Below are 17,938 nucleotides of genomic sequence, written 5' to 3'. Positions count from 1 at the left end.
TACCCCACCGCAAATCCCCGGGGCCCGCCAACCACCCCCCCCCCCCGGGGGCGGGGGGCCCCGGTGGCCGCCCCCCCCCCGGCCGCCGCGAACTCGCCCCCCCCTTACGGGGGGGGGGGCAAACCCGGCCCCCCCCGACCCTCACCACCGCTTTGCACCATCAAAAACGAAAGGAGAGGTTTGGACCATGAACACACTGCTCAATAACCTCGACGTCTTCGTCGACGGATTCGTCATCACGCTGCAGGTGTTCCTCTGGTCCGCCCTCTTCGCTCTGATTCTCGGCACCGTCGTCGGTGCCATGCGCGTTTCACCGGTTGCCCCGATGCGGTGGGTTGGCACGGGTTACGTCAACTTCGTGCGCAACACTCCGTTGACCCTGATCATGTTCTTTTTCGCCTTCGGCTACCCCAAACTTGACCTGCCGCAGGTTGGCTTTCAAACACTGGCTATTTTCGCGTTGAGCCTCTACACGGCGACGTATGTGGCCGAGACCCTGCGAGCCGGCATCAACACGGTTCCCATCGGTCAGGCCGAGGCTTCCCGCGCCATCGGGCTCACCTTCGGCCAGAGCATGACAAACATCCTTCTGCCGCAGGCATTTCGCGCGGTGATTCCCCCCATGATGAGCGTGTTCATCGCCCTGCTGAAGAACACCACTGTCGCCGCCGGTTTCGCGGTGGCCGAGGCGGGCGCGATTCGCGCCACGCTCTCGGAGCGTGGTGAGCCGGCGATCGTCGTACTGCTCTGGGTAGCGCTGATCTTTGTTCTGCTCGTCGCGATACTTTCCTTTGTCCAACGCAAGCTGGAAAACCGCTTGAAGGTGCTGCAATGAGTAACGTTCTGTTCGACGCTCCGGGTCCGCGCGCCCTCGTGCGGCACCGCTACATCGGTGCCGTCACCCTGCTCGCCGTCGTGGGAATTTTCGCCTTCATCGTGTATCGCTTCGTTGAAACGAACCAGTTCACGGCGCAGAAGTGGGAACTGTTCACGATTCCCTACGTACACGGCAAGATCCTCGAAGCCACGCTGGCGACGTTGCAAGCCTTCGCCGTCGCCGCTGCTCTGAGCATCGTGCTCGGTCTCCTGCTCATGGTCGGGCGGGTCTCCAGACACAAGTGGATCAGTGCACCGACCTACGTGTTCGTCGAACTGTTCCGTGCCATACCGCTGCTCATCCTCATGATGATCATGTACTACGGTCTCCCGCCGCTCGGCTTTACCTTTGTGACTCCCTTTATCGCGGTGGTCACGAGCCTCACCCTGTACAACGGCTCCGTGCTCTCCGAGGTCTTTCGGGCGGGTATCGAATCGCTGCCGAAGGGCCAGGCCGAGGCCGCCTACGCGATCGGCATGACCAAGACCCAGGTCATGCGCATGATTCTGGTGCCGCAGGCGATTCGTGCAATGGCACCCGTGATCGTGTCGCAGCTCGTCGTCGTGCTCAAGGACACCGCACTGGGCTTCATCGTCACGTACCAGGAGTTGTTGTTCCTTGCGAAGTCCTACGGAACGCAGGGAAACTACGGTTCACCAATTATTCCCTCGACCATCGTCGTCGCGGCCATCTACATCTCCCTCTGCCTGCTGCTGGCCGGGGTCGCGAAGTTTATCGAGATACGCACCAAGCGCGTCCCTGCCAAGGCCGCCAGGGTGCAGGAACTGGTCAACGAAGCTGCCTGAGCCGGCGGTCGTCCCGCCCGGCTTGAGCCTTCGAAGCCTCCTCGGGCGGGCACGGGCACGGTACGCACTAAACTTGGGCCTTGTGTCAGTTCCCAGCGTTCCCCCAGAGCCCATCACACCATCCGACCCGCCTGCAGCCGATCCAGCGGCAACTGACGCCGTCGCATCGGCTCCTGCCGAGCCGTTGATTTCCGAAGCCGCGGTCAACGCCGCGGTTGACGCCGCACTGGCTGCCATCGCGGCCGCCGAAACGACCGCCGCCCTCAAACTCGTGCGCAGCGAGCACGCGGGGGAGTCATCGCCGGTGTCAAAGCTCAACGCGCTCATGCGCAGCGTGCCCGGAAACCAAAAGGCCACCGCCGGTAAGCTCGTCGGCCAGGCCCGCGGCGCCGTCACCAAGGCGTTGACCGCTCGCGAAGACGAGATCGGCACGGCGGAAGCGGCCGCCCGGCTGCTCGCCGAAACGGTCGACGTGACCGCCGCAGCGTCAGTGTGGAAGCCCGGAGCGCGGCATCCGATTTCGCTGCTCACCGAACGGGCCGCCGACGTGTTCGTGGCGATGGGCTGGGAAATCGCCGAGGGGCCAGAGCTCGAAAGCGAATGGTTCAACTTCGACGGGCTCAACTTCGATGAGGACCATCCCGCCCGCGCCATGCAGGACACCTTCTTCGTGGAACCGACAGATGCCCACCTCGTCTTGCGCACGCAGACCTCGCCCGTGCAGCTGCGTGCGTTGCTCTCCCGCGAACTGCCGGTGTATGTCGTGGCACCCGGGCGAGTTTTTCGAACCGACGAACTCGACGCGACACACACACCGGTGTTCCACCAGATTGAAGGCATCGCCATCGACAAGGGCCTCACCATGGCGCACCTGCGCGGAACGCTCGACCACTTCGTGCAGGCCCTGTTCGGTCCCGAAGCCAAGGTGCGACTGCGCCCGAACTACTTTCCCTTCACCGAGCCGAGCGCGGAACTCGATGTGTGGCACCCCACCTTCAAAGACGGCCCGCGCTGGATCGAGTGGGGCGGCTGCGGCATGGTGCACGCCAATGTGCTGCGTTCCGCCGGAATCGACCCCGAGGTGTATTCCGGGTTCGCGTTCGGTGTGGGCGTGGAACGAGCAGTGATGTTTAGAAATGACGTAAAGGACATGCACGACATGGTCGAGGGCGATATTCGGTTCAGCCAGCAGTATGGGATGACGGTCTAATGCGGGTTCCACTGAGCTGGCTCGGTGAATTCGTCGACCTCGCGCCCGGCACCACGCCGGAAGACGTCCACGCCGCCCTCGTGAGCGTCGGCCTCGAAGAGGAAGACATTCACCGGTTCGAGGTCTCCGGGCCGATCGTGGTCGGTGAAGTACTCGAGTTCGTCGGCGAAGCACAGACCAACGGCAAAACAATCAACTGGTGCCAGGTGCGGGTTGCACCGGGCGACGACGTCGCCGCTGACGGCGGCCCGGCCATCCACGGCATCATCTGCGGCGCGCACAACTTCGCCGTCGGCGACAAGGTCGTTGTGACCCTGCCCGGCGCGTCGCTGCCCGGCCCCTTTCCGATCAAGGCCCGCAAAACCTACGGCCACGTCTCCGACGGCATGATCGCCTCAGCCCGTGAGCTCGGCCTCGGCGAGGAGCACGACGGAATTCTGCTGTTGAAGAACCTCGGAATCGACGCCCCGGTGGGAACGGATGCGATTGCCCTGCTCGGCCTGGATGACAGCGCCGTCGAGATCAACGTCACCCCCGACCGTGGCTATGCGTTCTCCATTCGCGGTGTCGCCCGTGAATACTCGCACGCGACCGGTGTACCGTTTCGCGACCCCGCGCTTGCGCTAACGGTCGTGGCCCCGGTCACTCGGTTCCCGGTGACGATTGACGACCGGGCTCCGATTCGGGAGCGTACCGGCGCGACCGTGTTTGTGACGCGTGTCGTACGCGGGGTCGACCCGACCCGGCCGACCCCGGCCTGGATGATCGCGCGCCTGGGGCTGGTCGGCATCCGCTCGATCTCGCTCGTCGTCGACGTGACCAATTATGTGATGTTCGAGCTCGGCCAGCCGTTGCACGGTTACGACCTCGACAGGCTGGTCGGCGGTATCATTGTGCGGCGCGCGACCGCGGGCGAGAAATTTACCACGCTCGACGCGGTCACTCGCACGCTGAACGTTGAGGATCTGCTGATCACCGACGAATCCGGGCCGATCGGACTGGCCGGCGTGATGGGCGGGGCGAACACCGAGATCAGCTCGGGGACCGTCAACGTGCTCGTCGAGGCAGCCAACTTCGACCCGGTGTCGATCGCGCGCTCGGCACGCCGGCACAAACTACCGAGTGAGGCGAGCAAGCGTTTCGAACGCGGCGTCGACCCGCACGTGGCCGCGGTTGCCGCCGCGCGCGTGGTGCAGCTGCTTGTCGACCTCGCCGGGGGAGTCGCCGACGACCTCGGTTCGGTCTACGACAAGGCTCCGGCCCCGCAGCCGATTCTGTTGCCGACCGGGTTCGTGTCGGGCCTCATCGGCCTCAACTACGCCGGCGACGAGGTGCGCGATGCCCTCGTTCAGATCGGTACATCGCTCGTTGAGGTCGATGGTGACCTGCAGGTCACCCCGCCGAGCTGGCGCCCCGACCTCACCGACAAGTGGACGCTCGCCGAGGAGGTCGCCCGCATCGTCGGGTACGACCGCATTCCCTCGGTGCTGCCCGTCGCGCCGCCAGGCCGTGGCCTGACCCGCGCGCAGACGCTGCGTCGCACGGTCGCGCAGACCCTCGCGGCCACCGGTCACACCGAGGTGCTGACCTACCCGTTCGTTTCCGAGCAGGCGAACAATCTGTTCGGCGTGGCCGTTGCAACGGCCGGCGCAGTTTCAGCCGGCGCAGTTTCAGCCGGCGCAGCGGATGCTGGCGTCAGTGTCGCCGACGCGGGGGCGGCATCCGCTGTGCCGGTTGCTGTGCCGGTTGCGGTGCCGCAGATGAAGGTCGCCAACGCGCTCGACGGCGAGGCGCCCTTCCTGCGCACCTCAATGCTGCCAGGCCTGTTGCAGATCGCGCACCGCAACCGCTCACGCGGCCTGGTGGATGTCGCCATTTACGAGCAGGGACTGGTCTTTCGGCCCGAGGTCGGGGTGACCTACGGCACGGCCGTGCTCCCCGCCGGAGCTGCGCGGCCGAGCGCCGAGGCTGAGGCGGCGTTGAACGCGGGAATTGTGCCGCAACCGCTCCTGGTCGGCGTGGTACTCGTCGGCAACGACGTGCGGCACCAGCCGGGACTGCCTGCCGTTGCCGCCGGCTGGCAGTCTGCTCTGGCCGCCGTGCAGCAGGTGGCGTTGGCCACCGGCGCGCGCATCGCGGTACGCCAGGGCGTGCACCCGGCGATGCACCCGGGCCGCACCGCCGAGCTGTTCGTTGCTGTACCGGGCGCCGCGACCGCCAGCGCTGGAACGGTGTCGGTCGGATTCGCCGGCGAACTGCTTCCTGCGGTCGCCGACGACTACGACCTGCCCGCTGTCGTCGCCGTCGCGGAGATCAACCTCGGGCTCGTCTTCGCGCAGGCTGACGGCGACCTCACGGTCACGCCGATTCGCACGATGCCCGCCGCCACGCAGGACGTCTCACTCGTCGTCTCGGCTTCCGTGGCGGCCGCAGCACTGCGCGCGGCCGTCGCCGAGGGTGCCGGCGACCTGCTCGAGAGCATCGAGCTGGTCGACGACTACCGCGGTGCCGGCGTCGAGCCCGGGCAGAAGTCGCTCACCTTGGCGCTGCGCTTTCGTGGCACGGAACGCACGCTGACCGCCGCCGAGGCGAGTGCCGCCCGCCTCGCCGGGGTTGCGGTCGCCGCCGAACGCTTCGGAGCGGCGCTGCGCGAGTAGTGGTGCTGCGCGAGTAGTGCTGCTGCGCGAATAGTGACGCTGCGCTCTGGTGGGGCCCCGGCGGCTGCGGAAGCGGGGCCGCCGGGGCCGCGCTAGGTTTAACACATGGTTTTTTCGGTAGCAGTTGCGGGCGCGAGCGGGTATGCGGGCGGCGAACTGCTTCGGCTGCTCGCCGGACACCCCGAATTCGATGTGCGCACGGTCACCGCGCACAGCAACGCCGGGCAGCGTCTCGTCGACGTGCAACCGCAGTTGCGGTCCCTCGCCCACCTGACCCTCGTCGATACGACGCCGGAGAATCTCAGCGGCCACGACGTTGTGCTCGTGGCCCTGCCGCACGGAAAATCCGGCGAGCTCACCGCGCACCTGCCGGCCGAGACCCTCGTGGTGGACTGCGGCGCCGACCATCGCCTCGAGAGTTGCGACGACTGGGCCGCGTTCTACGGCGGCGACTACTTCGGCGCGTGGGCGTACGGCGTGCCCGAGCTGCCCATCGGCACCGGCACTGGTGCCGGCAAGCAGCGCAGCCGACTCATCGGCGCCCGCCGCATCGCCGCTCCTGGCTGCAATGCCAGCGCGGTCGCCCTCGCCCTCGCCCCCGGCATCAACGCCGGTGTGATCGAAGCGCAGGACCTCGTCGCCGTGCTCGCCGTCGGCCCGCGCGGCGCCGGCAAGAGTCTCAAAATGCCCAACCTCGCGGCTGAGATCCTCGGCTCGGCCAACCCCTATGCGGTCGGCGGCACGCACCGGCATATTCCGGAGATCCTGCAGTCGCTGCGCTGGGCCGGAAGCGCGACCGACGCGACCATCTCGTTCACCCCGGTGATCGTGCCGATGTCGCGCGGCATCCTCTCGACGGCGACCGCCCGGCTCGTACCCGGCACGAGCGCCGCCGCCGTGCGCGCCGCCTGGGAGAGCGCCTACGCCGACGAACCATTCGTGCACCTGCTGCCCGACGGGCACTTTCCGCGCACGGCCGACGTACTCGGCGCCAACACCGCGCTGATCGGACTGGCCGTCGACGAAGCAGCCGGCCGGGTTGTCACCATCACGGCCATCGACAATCTTGTCAAGGGCACCGCCGGCGCCGCCATCCAATCCGCCAATATTGCCCTCGGCCTGATCGAAACGCTCGGTCTGACCATGAATGGAGTTGCTCCGTGAGTGTCACCGTCCCGTCCGGTTTTGCCGCTGCCGGCGTCACCGCCGGCCTGAAAAAGTCCGGCGGGCTCGACCTGGCCCTCGTGCAGAACCTCGGCCCGCTGCAGAGCGCCGCAACCGTGTTCACGAGCAACCGCTGCCAGGCCAACCCGGTCATCTGGAGCACCCAGGTCATGAGTGACGGCCGGGTCAGCGCGATCGTGCTCAACTCCGGCGGCGCCAACTGCTACACCGGCACCATCGGGTTTCAGACCACGCATGCCACCGCCGAGGCCGTCGCGACCCGCCTCGACATCTCCTCCGGCGACGTTTTGGTCTGCTCCACCGGCCTGATCGGTGAACAACTCAACCTCGACCTCGTTACCGCCGGTGTCTGGGACGCCACCCTCGCCATCAAAACGGATGCCGCCACCACGCCCGCCGCCGGCCTTCTGGCCGCGCAGGCCATCATGACCACCGATACCCGCCCGAAGCAGGCCGCGCACACGGCCGCCGCCGGTTGGAGTATCGGCGCCATGGCCAAGGGTGCAGGCATGCTCGCACCCGGCCTCGCCACGATGCTCGTGGTCATCACGACCGACGCTGTACTCGACTCGGCCGAGCTTGACATGGCCCTGCACGCGGCGACCCGGGTCACCTTCGACCGCCTCGACTCCGACGGCTGTATGTCGACCAACGACACCGTGAGCCTGCTCTGCTCCGGCGCAAGCGGGGTCGCCGCCGACCTGGCCGAATTCACCGCCGCGCTCGTCGAGATCTGCCGCGATCTCACCCTGCAGCTGCAGGGCGACGCCGAGGGCTCCGCGCACGACGTGGCCATCACGGTCACCAACGCAGTCTCCGAAGACGAGGCCGTCACCGTGGCCCGCGCCGTCTCGCGCAGCAACCTGTTTAAGTCGGCCATCTTCGGCAACGACCCGAACTGGGGCCGAGTGCTCGCGGCCGTTGGAACAGTGCCGGTCACAGACGCCGCCTTCGACCCCTACGGCATTGATGTCGCCATCAACGGCGTGCAGGTGTGTACCGCGGGTGAGCCCGATCAGCCGCGCGAGCTCGTCGATCTGACCAAACGGGCCGTCACCGTGCTGATCGACCTGCACGCGGGCAACGCAACGGGCACCCTCTGGACCAACGACCTCACCCACGACTACGTCGAAGAGAACAGCGCGTACTCAAGCTGATCATGACCGACATCGATACTCCCAAAACCAAAACCAAAACCAAAACCAAAACGAACGCCGACGAGACCAGCCAGGCCGAAGCATCCGTTAAAGCGGCGACGCTGATCGAAGCGCTGCCCTGGCTCAAACGCTTTCACGACCACATCATCGTCGTGAAGTTCGGCGGCAACGCCATGGTGAGCGAAGAACTGCAGCGCGCGTTCGCTGAGGACATGGTCTACCTGCGCTACGCGGGCATCCGTCCGGTCGTCGTGCACGGCGGCGGCCCGCAGATCTCGGCCATGCTGAAACGCCTCGGAATCGAGAGCGAGTTTCGTGGCGGCTACCGGGTGACCACACCCGAAGCGATGGACGTGGTGCGTATGGTGCTCACCGGCCAAATCAACCGCGAACTGGTCAGCCACATCAACCAGCACGGCCCACTCGCCGCCGGACTGTCCGGCGAAGACGCCGGCCTGTTCCGTGGGCGCCGACGGGGCGTGATCATCGACGGCGAAGAGGTCGACCTCGGACTCGTCGGCGACGTCATCGGCGTCGACCCCGAAGCGGTGCTCGCCCAGCTCGCGGCCGGCCGCATTCCGGTGGTCTCGTCGATCGCCCCCGACACCGATGTTCCGGGACAGTCCCTCAACGTCAACGCCGACGCTGCTGCTGCAGCACTCGCCATCGCGCTCGGCGCGGCCAAGCTTGTGATTCTCACCGACGTCGCCGGACTCTACCGCGACTGGCCAAACCGGGATTCGCTCGTGTCGATCATCGACGTCATTGAGCTGCGCGGGCTGCTGCCCGAGCTGGAATCGGGCATGATTCCCAAGATGACGGCCTGCCTCGACGCTGTCGACGGGGGTGTCGCCAAGGCCGCGATCATTGACGGGCGAGTGCCGCACTCGATCCTGCTCGAAATTTTCACTGGAAGCGGCATTGGCACGGAGGTAGTACCGGCATGAGCACGCCCCGAGCGAGTGAATTACCCTGGCAGACTCGGTTCGCCGATTCGATGATGCGCACGTTCAGCCCGCCGCTGGCCATGCTCGTGCGCGGTGAGGGCTGCTACGTCTGGGACGACACCGGCACGAAGTACCTCGACTTTCTCGCCGGCATCGCAGTGAATTCGCTCGGCCACGCCCATCCCGAGGTCGTCGCTGCCGTCACGAAGCAGATCGGCACGATCAGTCACGTCTCCAACTATTTCGCCACGCCGCCGCAGATCGAATTGGCTGAACGCCTCAAGCGCCTGACCGGCGCCGGCGACGCGGGCCGCGTCTACTTCTGCAACTCCGGTGCCGAGGCCAACGAGGCCGCGTTCAAGCTGGCCCGGCTTAACGTGAAGGGTGGGCATCGCAGCCGCATTATTTCGCTTCACGATTCCTTTCACGGTCGCACGATGGGTGCACTCGCACTCTCGGGCAAGCCGCACATGCGCGAGGCTTTCGAACCCGTGCCGGGCGGCGTCGAACACATCGACAGCACGATCAAGGCGCTCGAAGCGACCATCGATAACACCGTCGCCGCCCTGTTTCTGGAACCGGTCAAGGGCGAGGCGGGCGTCATCGACCTGCCCGACGGCTACCTGAAACGTGCCCGCGAGCTGTGCACCGAGCACGGCGTTCTACTGGTGATCGACGAAATTCAGACCGGTATCGCCCGCACCGGCGCCTGGTTTGCCTATCACCATGCTCAGATTCTTCCGGATGCCGTCACGATCGCCAAAGGGATGGGCGGCGGTGTCCCCATTGGCGCGCTCGTTACGTTCGGCTGGGCCTCTGATCTGTTCCAGCGCGGACAGCACGGCTCGACCTTCGCCGGCAACCCGCTCGTCACCGCGACAGCCAACGCCGTGCTCGGCGTGATCGAACGCGACAACCTCGCCGCCAACGCCGCCCGCCGCGGACAGCAGCTCCGCGAGATCATTCTCGGCTTCCACTCAACGCTGATCGAGGAGGTACGAGGACGCGGCCTACTGCTCGGTGTCGGCCTGGCCGAACCGGTTGCGTTGAAACTGGCTGCGGCCGCGCTCGCCCACGGCCTCATCGTCAACGCCGCCAACGAGACGAGCATTCGCATCGCCCCGCCGCTGATCGTTGGCGACGCCGAACTCGCTGATTTTCAGGAGCGGTTCGGGCACGCCCTGGCCAGCCTCTAGGCTGGACGAATCCCACTTTGCGCGGGCTTCGGCCGGCACGGCGGGAAGTCTGGCCGGGTGGGCGGCATCCGCTGTAGGGAATCTGCTCACCGCCCCGAACGTCCCAACTCAATCGAAAGTGACACCGTGACCCGCCATTTCCTGCGCGACGACGACATCTCCCCGGCCGAACAGGCCGAGATTCTCGATCTGGCCCTGGAGCTGAAGCGAGACCGATTCGCGGTACGCCCGCTCGCCGGTCCGCAGACCGTCGCGGTCATTTTCGACAAGTCCTCGACCCGCACCCGGGTGTCATTCGCGGTCGGCATCGCCGACCTCGGTGGTAGCCCGCTCATCATCAGCACCGCGAACAGCCAGCTCGGGGGCAAGGAAACCGCCTCCGACACCGCCCGCGTACTCGAACGGCAGGTGGCCGCGATCGTCTGGCGCACCTACGGCCAGGCCGGACTCGAAGAAATGGCGCTCGGCACGACCGTGCCCGTCGTCAATGCACTCAGCGACGACTTTCATCCCTGCCAGCTGCTCGCCGACCTGCTCACCATTCGCGAAAACCGCGGCGACCTCGCCGGCCAGACCCTCGCCTTTCTCGGCGACGGCGCCTGCAACATGGGCCAGTCCTACCTGCTCGCCGGCGCGACCGCCGGCATGCACGTGCGCATCGCCTCGCCGGTCGGGTACACGCCAACCGAGCAGGTGGTAGCGGATGCGACGGCCATCGCCGCCCGCACCGGCGGCTCGGTCGCGCTGTTCATCGACCCGCGCGAAGCCGTCACCGGCGTCGATGTGGTCGTCACCGACACCTGGGTGTCGATGGGCAAGGAAGAAGAGAAGGCCAAGCGGCTCGGCGACCTCGGTCAGTACCGGGTCGACGCTGAGCTGATGAGCCTGGCCAAACCTGACGCGCACTTCATGCACTGCCTGCCAGCCGACCGCGGCTACGAGGTGACCGCCGAGGTCATCGACGGACCGCAGAGCATCATCTGGGACGAGGCGGAGAACCGCCTGCACGCCCAGAAGGCCCTACTGGTCTGGCTGCTCTCGCAAGACCAATCCTGACCTGATTTTTTTGTGTCCGGGCCCGGGCCCGGACAGTGGTGGGGGTCAGGCGCTCGGGCGGGCGACGGGGGGCCCGGGCCCCAGCACGTAAACTCAAGACAGATCAAGATTTAAGGAGAACCATGGCGGAACGCGTTGTACTCGCATACTCGGGTGGACTGGATACCTCGGTCGGCATCGGCTGGCTCAAGAATGCCACCGGCAAAGAGGTCGTAGCCCTCGCCGTCGACGTTGGGCAGGAGGGCGAAGACATGGACGTGATCCGTCAGCGCGCTCTCGACTGCGGCGCCGTCGAATCCCTCGTCATCGATGCCAAGGACGAGTTCGCGAACGACTACATCGTGCCGACACTCAAGGCGAACGCCCTGTACCAGAAACGCTACCCGCTGGTCTCGGCCATCAGCCGTCCGTTGATCGCCAAGTACCTCGCCTCCACCGCCAAGGAACTGGGCGCCGACAGCGTCGCCCACGGTTGCACCGGCAAGGGTAACGACCAGGTCCGGTTCGAAGCGGCCGTCGCAGCCCTCGCCCCCGACCTGACCTCGCTCGCCCCGGTGCGCGACTTCGCGCTGACCCGTGACAAAGCCATCGAGTACGCCGCCAAACACGACCTTCCCATCGCGCAGTCCAAGAAGAGTCCGTACTCGGTCGACCAGAACGTCTGGGGTCGCGCCGTCGAAACCGGATTCCTCGAAGACCCGTGGAACGCGCCGATCGAAGACCTCTACACCTACACGCAGGACCCGTCGGTCACCCGCGCCCCCACCGAGGTCGTCATCAGCTTCGAGCAGGGTGTGCCCGTCGCCATCGACGGCAAGAAGGTCACCCCGCTGCAGATGATCCAGCTCATGAACCGTCTCGCCGGTGACCAGGGTGTCGGCCGTATCGACATCGTTGAGGACCGTCTGGTCGGCATCAAGAGCCGTGAGATCTACGAAGCTCCCGCCGGCATGGCGCTCATCGCCGCCCATGAGGAGCTCGAAAACATGACCCTTGAACGCGATGTTGCCCGCTACAAGCGCGGCGTCGAGTCGAAGTGGGCCGAACTCGTCTACGACGGACTCTGGTTCTCCGGGCTCAAGAAGAGCCTGGACGTGTTCATCGAGGACACGCAGAAGTACGTGACGGGCGACATTCGCTTGAAGATGCGCGCCGGTACCGCCGTCGTTACGGGCCGCTCGAGCACGACGAGCCTCTACGACTTCAACCTCGCCACCTACGACACCGGAGACTCATTCGACCAGACCATGGCCAAGGGGTTCATCGAGCTGTGGTCGCTGCCGAGCAAGGTCGCCGCACGCCGCGACGCCGCCGCGAAGTAGCCCACGTGTCGGTTGAGCAGGGAACCACTAACGGCGCGACGAGCAACCGTGCCGGCACGGCGGGCGCCCTCTGGGGTGGCCGTTTCGCCGGGGGACCGTCGCCGGAACTGGCGCGGCTGAGCAAGTCGACCCAGTTCGACTGGATGCTGGCCGAATACGACCTGCAGGGCAGCCGCGCTCACGCCCGGGCCCTCGCCGCCGCGGGATATCTCACCGACACTGAATTGACCCAGATGGTCGGTGCGCTCGAAGAACTCGAGCGCGCCGTCACCGCCGGCGAATTTCTGCCGGCTGAGGCCGACGAAGACGTGCACTCGGCCCTCGAGCGGGGCCTGATCGGCATCATCGGTGTCGAGCTGGGCGGCAGGCTCCGTGCTGGTCGCAGCCGCAATGATCAGGTCGCCACGCTCGTGCGCATGTGGCTGCGTGACCACGCCGCCATTCTTGCGTCACTCGTCATCGAACTGATCGACGCCCTCGCCGCGCAGGCCGAAGCGCACTCCGGGGCCATCATGCCCGGCCGCACCCACCTGCAGCACGCCCAACCGGTGCTGCTCGCGCACCACCTGCTCGCGCACTGCTGGCCGCTCGTGCGCGACCTCGATCGTTTCGCTGACTGGGGTCGGCGAGCGGATGCATCCCCCTACGGTTCCGGCGCCCTCGCCGGCAATACCCTCGGTCTCGACGCGCACCTCGTCGCCGCCGACCTGGGCTTCGCCGCCGTCGTCGAGAACTCCATCGACGGAACCGCGAGCCGCGACCTGGTCGCCGAATTCGCCTATATCACCGCGCAAATCGGAATCGACATGTCGCGGCTGGCCGAAGAGATCATTCTCTGGAACACCCGTGAATTCGGGTTCGTCACCCTCGACGACGCCTATTCCACCGGTTCGTCGATCATGCCGCAGAAGAAGAATCCCGACATCGCCGAGCTCGCACGCGGCAAATCCGGTCGCCTGATCGGTAACCTCACCGGGCTGCTCACCACGCTCAAGGGTCTGCCGCTCGCCTACAACCGTGACCTGCAAGAAGACAAAGAGCCGGTCTTCGACTCGATCACGACCCTTGAAGTGCTGCTGCCCGCGTTCACCGGCATGGTCGCCACCCTCACCTTCCACACCGAGCGCATGGCAGAGCTGGCTCCGCAGGGTTTCTCTCTCGCAACGGACGTCGCGGAGTGGCTGGTCAAACGCCACGTCTCGTTCCGCGATGCGCATGAAATCACCGGTTCGCTCGTGAAGTTCGCTGAAACCCACAATCTCGACCTGCACGAGGTCAGCGACCAAGATCTGCAGACCCTGTCGGTGCACCTCGTTCCCGACGTGCGCGAGGTGCTCACCATCCGCGGATCGGTCGAGAGTCGCGACGGCGCCGGCGGAACCGCGCCGGTGCGCGTCGCCGAGCAGCGCGCGCACCTCGTCAACCGCGTGCGGGCCCTGACGGCCGCGCTCAGCCGGTAGAGCATGCCGTTCACGCCGGGCCTGCTGGCGCGACCCGCACTCGAGGTCGCCCCACTGCTGCTCGGTGCGGTGCTCACCCGCGGGCCGGTCGCGGTGCGCATCACCGAGGTCGAGGCCTACCTCGGCGAGATCGACCCGGGCTCACACGCCTTTCGCGGGCGCACGCCCCGCACCGAGACGATGTTCGGCCCGTCCGGTCACCTCTACGCCTATTTCAGCTACGGCATGCACGTCTGCGCCAACGTTGTCTGCTCGCCCGAGGGTGAGGCCTCGGCGGTGCTGCTGCGGGCCGGCGAGATCATCGCCGGAGTCGACGAGGCCCGATGGCGCCGCCCCACCTCGCACAGAGACGCCGCCCTCGCGCGCGGCCCGGCCCGGCTGACCAAGGCCCTCGGCATCGTGCTCGGCGATGACGGCGCCGATGTGAGCTGCGCACCGTTCGACTTGGAACTGCCGACGCACAGCTCAGACTTCGCGACCGGGCCACGTACCGGGGTGAGCGGGGTCGGCGGGGGAGCCCGGTACCCGTGGCGGTTTTGGGTGCCGGGGGAGGCATCCGTCTCTCCGTATCGACGGCACGCCGGTCGTGGGTCCTGATCGCGCGCCGGGTCAGACCAGAGCCATCGGCACGAGGGCGGCGCAGGCGCACGCCCAGATGAGGCTCGCCAGGGTTCCAATGATGAACCGCTCGCGCGATTCGGCGGCGGCCAGTTCGGTGAAACGGCCGACACCCTTGATGGCGATGACCACGGCGATGGCCTCCGGAAAACCGGCCAGAATCGCGCCGGCCACGGCGAGACGTTCCAGGATCCCGATGGTCACCCCGCCGCGCAGAACCTCGTGGGTCTCTGGGTCGCTGACCCCGGCCATGGTCGGGGCCGGTTTGCCAGCGTTGAGCACCATGATGCCGCCGTGCTGGCCGGGTGGCACTGAGCTATTGGTGGCGAGATCGAGGGCGAGCACCGCGACCGGGCCGCCGCCGATCACGGCGAGGGCCAGCGCGAGCATGCCGAGCACGATGCCGAAGGTGCTCGGGCCGGGGCCCACGGGCACCGCGGCGAGCACGAGGGCAACGGCAAGACCGGCCATGGCGACGATCGCGTAGAACTGGCGGTGCAATTTGAAGGCTAACGCGGCGCAGGTGAGAGCGGCGAGTGTGACCAGGAGCAAGGCGACCCAGTAAAGAAACGTGAGAACGGTGAAGGTCATGCGGTGGTGTCCGTTTCGTTCGGGCCATGGTTCGGGCCATGATCGAGCTGCTCTAGCAGCCTAACCAACGCCGGCCGCGCCGCCTGCTCGACCCGGTACTGTGCCGCCTTCAGCCGCTGGCTCACGGCCCCGGTGGTGATGCCGAGCGACGCGGCGATATCGGTCTGGGCCAGTCCGCTTTCGAACAGATCGCCGGCCTGCCAGCCGTGGGGGGTGCGCCGTTGACGCAGCAGCAGGAGCATGGTCAGGAGTGCCTCTATGCCGGGGGCGGCGGCATCCGTTTGGCTGACCTCGAGCGCAAAGTGCGCCTCGGTTCTCTTTGCTCGCAGTACGGCGTCACGCGCCGCGATGAACGCGCCGCCGGTGGCCTGCCGGGTCGATGCCGGCAGGGGGGTGCGCACGGTGCCCACGCCGAGCCCGACGCTCCAGTGGCCGGACCGGTGCAGAGCGAGTATCGCGTCGAGCGTGCGATCGGCGGCCGACACGAGCAGCTGGATCTCGTCGCCGGCGGTCTGGTCGGGCGGCAGGCTGAACGCGTTCGGGCTCTGCGCCACGAGTTGCGCGATCATCTCGCGCGCCCGATCGTGATCGTTGCGGCTGTCGATCTGGTCAGCGGTGATGACAAACATGGTCTGAGGCTCCGTCCTGCATTCATTGTAATTTAGCCCTCAAGCTAAATCAAGCGCAGTATAGCCTCTAGGCTGAATTATCGTGCGAGTGGAACGGATGCGGCCGGCACTTCGACGCGTCGGCCCCGGCTGGTAATCTGAACGCGTGTCAGACCCCACCATCCTTGCCCAGCAGACCAATGACCCGTCCTTCAATTCCGTGTGGGAGGAGATCAACTGGCGTGGCCTCGTGCACGTCTCCACCGACGAGACCGAGCTCAAAGCGCTGCTTGATGGTGGCCCGATCACCTATTACTGCGGATTCGACCCGACCGCGCCGAGCCTGCACCTCGGCAATCTGGTGCAGCTGTTGCTGATGCGGCGTCTGCAACTGGCCGGGCACCATCCGCTTGGACTGGTCGGCGGCTCCACCGGACTCATCGGCGACCCGCGCCCGACCGCCGAGCGCACGCTGACCCCCACCGACACCGTCACGGAATGGGTCGGCTACCTGCAGGCGCAGGTTTCGCGGTTCCTCAGCTCCGAGGGGGACAACGCCGTCACGCTCGTGAACAACCTCGACTGGACCGCACCGCTTTCCGCCATCGACTTCTTGCGCGAAATCGGCAAGTACTACCGCGTGGGCACCATGCTCAAGAAGGATGCCGTCAGCGCGCGCCTGAATTCCGATGCCGGCATCAGCTACACCGAGTTCAGCTACCAAATTCTGCAAGGCCTCGACTACCTTGAGCTGTTCCGCAGCTACGGCTGTGTTCTGCAAACCGGCGGCAGCGATCAGTGGGGCAACCTCACGAGCGGGATCGACCTTATCCGTCGCGCCGACGGTGGCACCGTGCACGCCATCGGCACCCCACTCATCACCAACAGCGACGGGACCAAGTTCGGCAAAAGCGAGGGCAATGCGGTGTGGCTCGATCCGAACCTCACAAGCCCGTATGCCTTTTACCAGTTCTGGCTCAACACCGACGATGCCGACGTGGTCTTTCGGCTCAAGGTCTTCACGTTTCTCTCGCGCGGTGAGATCGAGCGGTTCGCCGAGCTGGTCGAAAACGAACCGTTCCGCCGCGAAGCGCAGCGCCGACTCGCCCTCGAGGTGACCAGCCTCGTGCACGGCCACTCGGCAACGGATGCTGCCATCCGCGCCGCCGAGGCCCTCTTCGGCCAGGGCGACCTCGCCGAACTCGACCCCGACACCCTCGAAGCCGCACTGCGCGAACTTCCGCACACCACGACAGCGCCGCACGCGACCGTGCTGCAGCTGCTCGTCGACACCGAACTGTCAAAGAGCCTCGGTGACGCCCGTCGTGCGGTGCAACAGGGAGGGGTCTACCTGAACAACGAAAAGGTCACGAGTGTCGACCTGACCATCGAAGGATCGGTGCTGCCCGGGGGAGTTGCCGTGCTGCGTCGCGGCAAGAAGACGCTCGCGGGTATCTTCGTCGAGTAACTGCTCGGGCCGGTGTTCTGCCGGGCGGTCGCGGGGTATGGCGGCGTCGCGCTCCGGCAGGCGTGGCGGCCTGGCGGCTCTGGTGCAGGGGGTCGGCAGGTGCGGGTGGCAAGATGTCGTCGTGGAAACTCTTCGAACCGAACGCCTGCTGCTGCGACCCTGGACCCTCGACGACACCGACTTTGTTTTCGGGCTGTACTCCTTGTGGGCGGTGCAACAACACATCGGATTACACCCCCGGGTCATGATCGACCGCGCCGAGGCGATCGCCGTGATCAAACGCTGGCAGGGAATGGAGCACCCCATTCATGCCATCCGGGCGGTTACCGATGTCGACACGGGCGAGATCTTTGGCAATCTGCTGCTCAAGTCCATTCCGGCGTCGAGCCCGGTGGCGCCGCTGGAGCCGTCGGGGGACACCGAGATCGGCTGGCACTTTCACCCAAGCGCCTGGCACCACGGCTACGCGACCGAAGCGGCATCCGCTGTTTTGGCCGAAGGCTGGAAGACCGGACTCGACCGGGTCGTGGCCGTCACCACTTCGAGTAACCGCCCATCGCAGCGGGTCTGCCTGCGCATCGGAATGACGCACAAGGGCAGAACCGACCAGTACTACAACTCCGTGAGCGAACTCTTCGTCGCCGAGACCCCCGCCTAATTTACTTTCCGGGCCCGGGCCCGGGCCCGGGGGGGGGGTTCGGGCTGTATCGGGGGGCCCTGTAGATAATGTGGGCCCGACCCCCAGATGGCCGCGGGAATGGCGGTTACGCCAGCTTTTGT

The 17,938-nt window shown here is 66.5% G+C and carries 16 protein-coding genes; 14 read left to right on the top strand and 2 right to left on the bottom strand.

The features are described 5' to 3' along the window. Positions 1 to 187: 187 nt before the first annotated feature. The 12 genes from LH475_RS09000 (at position 188) to LH475_RS08945 (ending at position 14,470) form a co-directional block, all read left to right on the top strand. Positions 188 to 835, top strand: coding sequence for an amino acid ABC transporter permease (locus LH475_RS09000; protein WP_196845191.1), 648 nt, complete (start codon positions 188 to 190; stop codon positions 833 to 835). Continuing rightward, the gene (locus LH475_RS08995) at positions 832 to 1,683 is read left to right on the top strand and encodes an amino acid ABC transporter permease (protein WP_196845192.1); all 852 of its coding nucleotides are present in this window, start codon (positions 832 to 834) and stop codon (positions 1,681 to 1,683) included. The genes LH475_RS09000 and LH475_RS08995 overlap by 4 nt, the downstream gene beginning before the upstream one ends. A gap of 184 nt (positions 1,684 to 1,867) precedes the next feature. Further along, positions 1,868 to 2,893, top strand: a complete 1,026-nt coding sequence (pheS, locus tag LH475_RS08990) for a phenylalanine--tRNA ligase subunit alpha (RefSeq protein ID WP_297413536.1) — start codon at positions 1,868 to 1,870, stop codon at positions 2,891 to 2,893. Further along, a complete protein-coding gene (gene pheT / locus LH475_RS08985; protein WP_196845194.1) occupies positions 2,893 to 5,550 on the top strand; it encodes a phenylalanine--tRNA ligase subunit beta in 2,658 nt (885 codons plus the stop codon). The genes pheS and pheT overlap by 1 nt, the downstream gene beginning before the upstream one ends. A gap of 105 nt (positions 5,551 to 5,655) precedes the next feature. Next, positions 5,656 to 6,714 carry an N-acetyl-gamma-glutamyl-phosphate reductase gene (argC, locus tag LH475_RS08980; RefSeq protein ID WP_297413532.1) on the top strand — a complete coding sequence of 353 codons (1,059 nt, stop codon included), beginning with the start codon at positions 5,656 to 5,658 and terminating at the stop codon, positions 6,712 to 6,714. Then, complete coding sequence (gene argJ, locus LH475_RS08975) at positions 6,711 to 7,892, top strand: bifunctional glutamate N-acetyltransferase/amino-acid acetyltransferase ArgJ (protein ID WP_196845197.1); 1,182 nt, start codon at positions 6,711 to 6,713, stop codon at positions 7,890 to 7,892. Before argC ends, argJ begins: the two co-directional genes overlap by 4 nt. Positions 7,893 to 7,894: 2 nt before the next feature. Continuing rightward, on the top strand, positions 7,895 to 8,839 hold the full coding sequence (gene argB, locus LH475_RS08970; protein WP_196845198.1) for an acetylglutamate kinase: 945 nt from the start codon (positions 7,895 to 7,897) through the stop codon (positions 8,837 to 8,839). After that, complete coding sequence (locus LH475_RS08965; protein ID WP_196845200.1) at positions 8,836 to 10,035, top strand: acetylornithine transaminase; 1,200 nt, start codon at positions 8,836 to 8,838, stop codon at positions 10,033 to 10,035. Before argB ends, LH475_RS08965 begins: the two co-directional genes overlap by 4 nt. Before the next feature lie 126 nt (positions 10,036 to 10,161). Continuing rightward, positions 10,162 to 11,091: an ornithine carbamoyltransferase gene (argF, locus tag LH475_RS08960; protein WP_196845201.1), complete on the top strand. Its 930-nt coding sequence runs from the start codon at positions 10,162 to 10,164 to the stop codon at positions 11,089 to 11,091. 122 nt (positions 11,092 to 11,213) lie between these two features. After that, a complete protein-coding gene (locus LH475_RS08955) occupies positions 11,214 to 12,413 on the top strand; it encodes an argininosuccinate synthase (RefSeq protein WP_196845202.1) in 1,200 nt (399 codons plus the stop codon). Positions 12,414 to 12,418: 5 nt separating this feature from the next. Then, positions 12,419 to 13,873 carry an argininosuccinate lyase gene (gene argH / locus LH475_RS08950; RefSeq protein ID WP_196845203.1) on the top strand — a complete coding sequence of 485 codons (1,455 nt, stop codon included), beginning with the start codon at positions 12,419 to 12,421 and terminating at the stop codon, positions 13,871 to 13,873. A gap of 3 nt (positions 13,874 to 13,876) precedes the next feature. Further along, positions 13,877 to 14,470 (top strand): DNA-3-methyladenine glycosylase, encoded by a 594-nt coding sequence (locus tag LH475_RS08945; RefSeq protein ID WP_297413527.1) that lies wholly within the window; start codon positions 13,877 to 13,879, stop codon positions 14,468 to 14,470. Between the two features lie 12 nt (positions 14,471 to 14,482). Here LH475_RS08945 and LH475_RS08940 read toward each other — a convergent pair whose 3' ends face one another. Further along, complete coding sequence (locus tag LH475_RS08940) at positions 14,483 to 15,082, bottom strand: hypothetical protein (RefSeq protein WP_196845205.1); 600 nt, start codon at positions 15,080 to 15,082, stop codon at positions 14,483 to 14,485. Further along, positions 15,079 to 15,711, bottom strand: a complete 633-nt coding sequence (locus LH475_RS08935; protein ID WP_196845206.1) for a DNA-binding protein — start codon at positions 15,709 to 15,711, stop codon at positions 15,079 to 15,081. Before LH475_RS08935 ends, LH475_RS08940 begins: the two co-directional genes overlap by 4 nt. 145 nt (positions 15,712 to 15,856) lie before the next feature. On the opposite strand from LH475_RS08935, the gene tyrS reads away from it, so the two are divergent. After that, positions 15,857 to 17,158 (top strand): tyrosine--tRNA ligase, encoded by a 1,302-nt coding sequence (gene tyrS, locus LH475_RS08930; RefSeq protein WP_196845207.1) that lies wholly within the window; start codon positions 15,857 to 15,859, stop codon positions 17,156 to 17,158. A gap of 121 nt (positions 17,159 to 17,279) precedes the next feature. Further along, complete coding sequence (locus LH475_RS08925; protein ID WP_297413524.1) at positions 17,280 to 17,816, top strand: GNAT family N-acetyltransferase; 537 nt, start codon at positions 17,280 to 17,282, stop codon at positions 17,814 to 17,816. Positions 17,817 to 17,938: the final 122 nt, after the last annotated feature.

It is taken from the genome of Cryobacterium sp., from assembly GCF_026786305.1.
Lineage (GTDB): Bacteria > Actinomycetota > Actinomycetes > Actinomycetales > Microbacteriaceae > Cryobacterium.
Note: the sequence above shows the minus strand (reverse complement) of the source record. Positions and strands in the feature narration are given on the sequence as shown.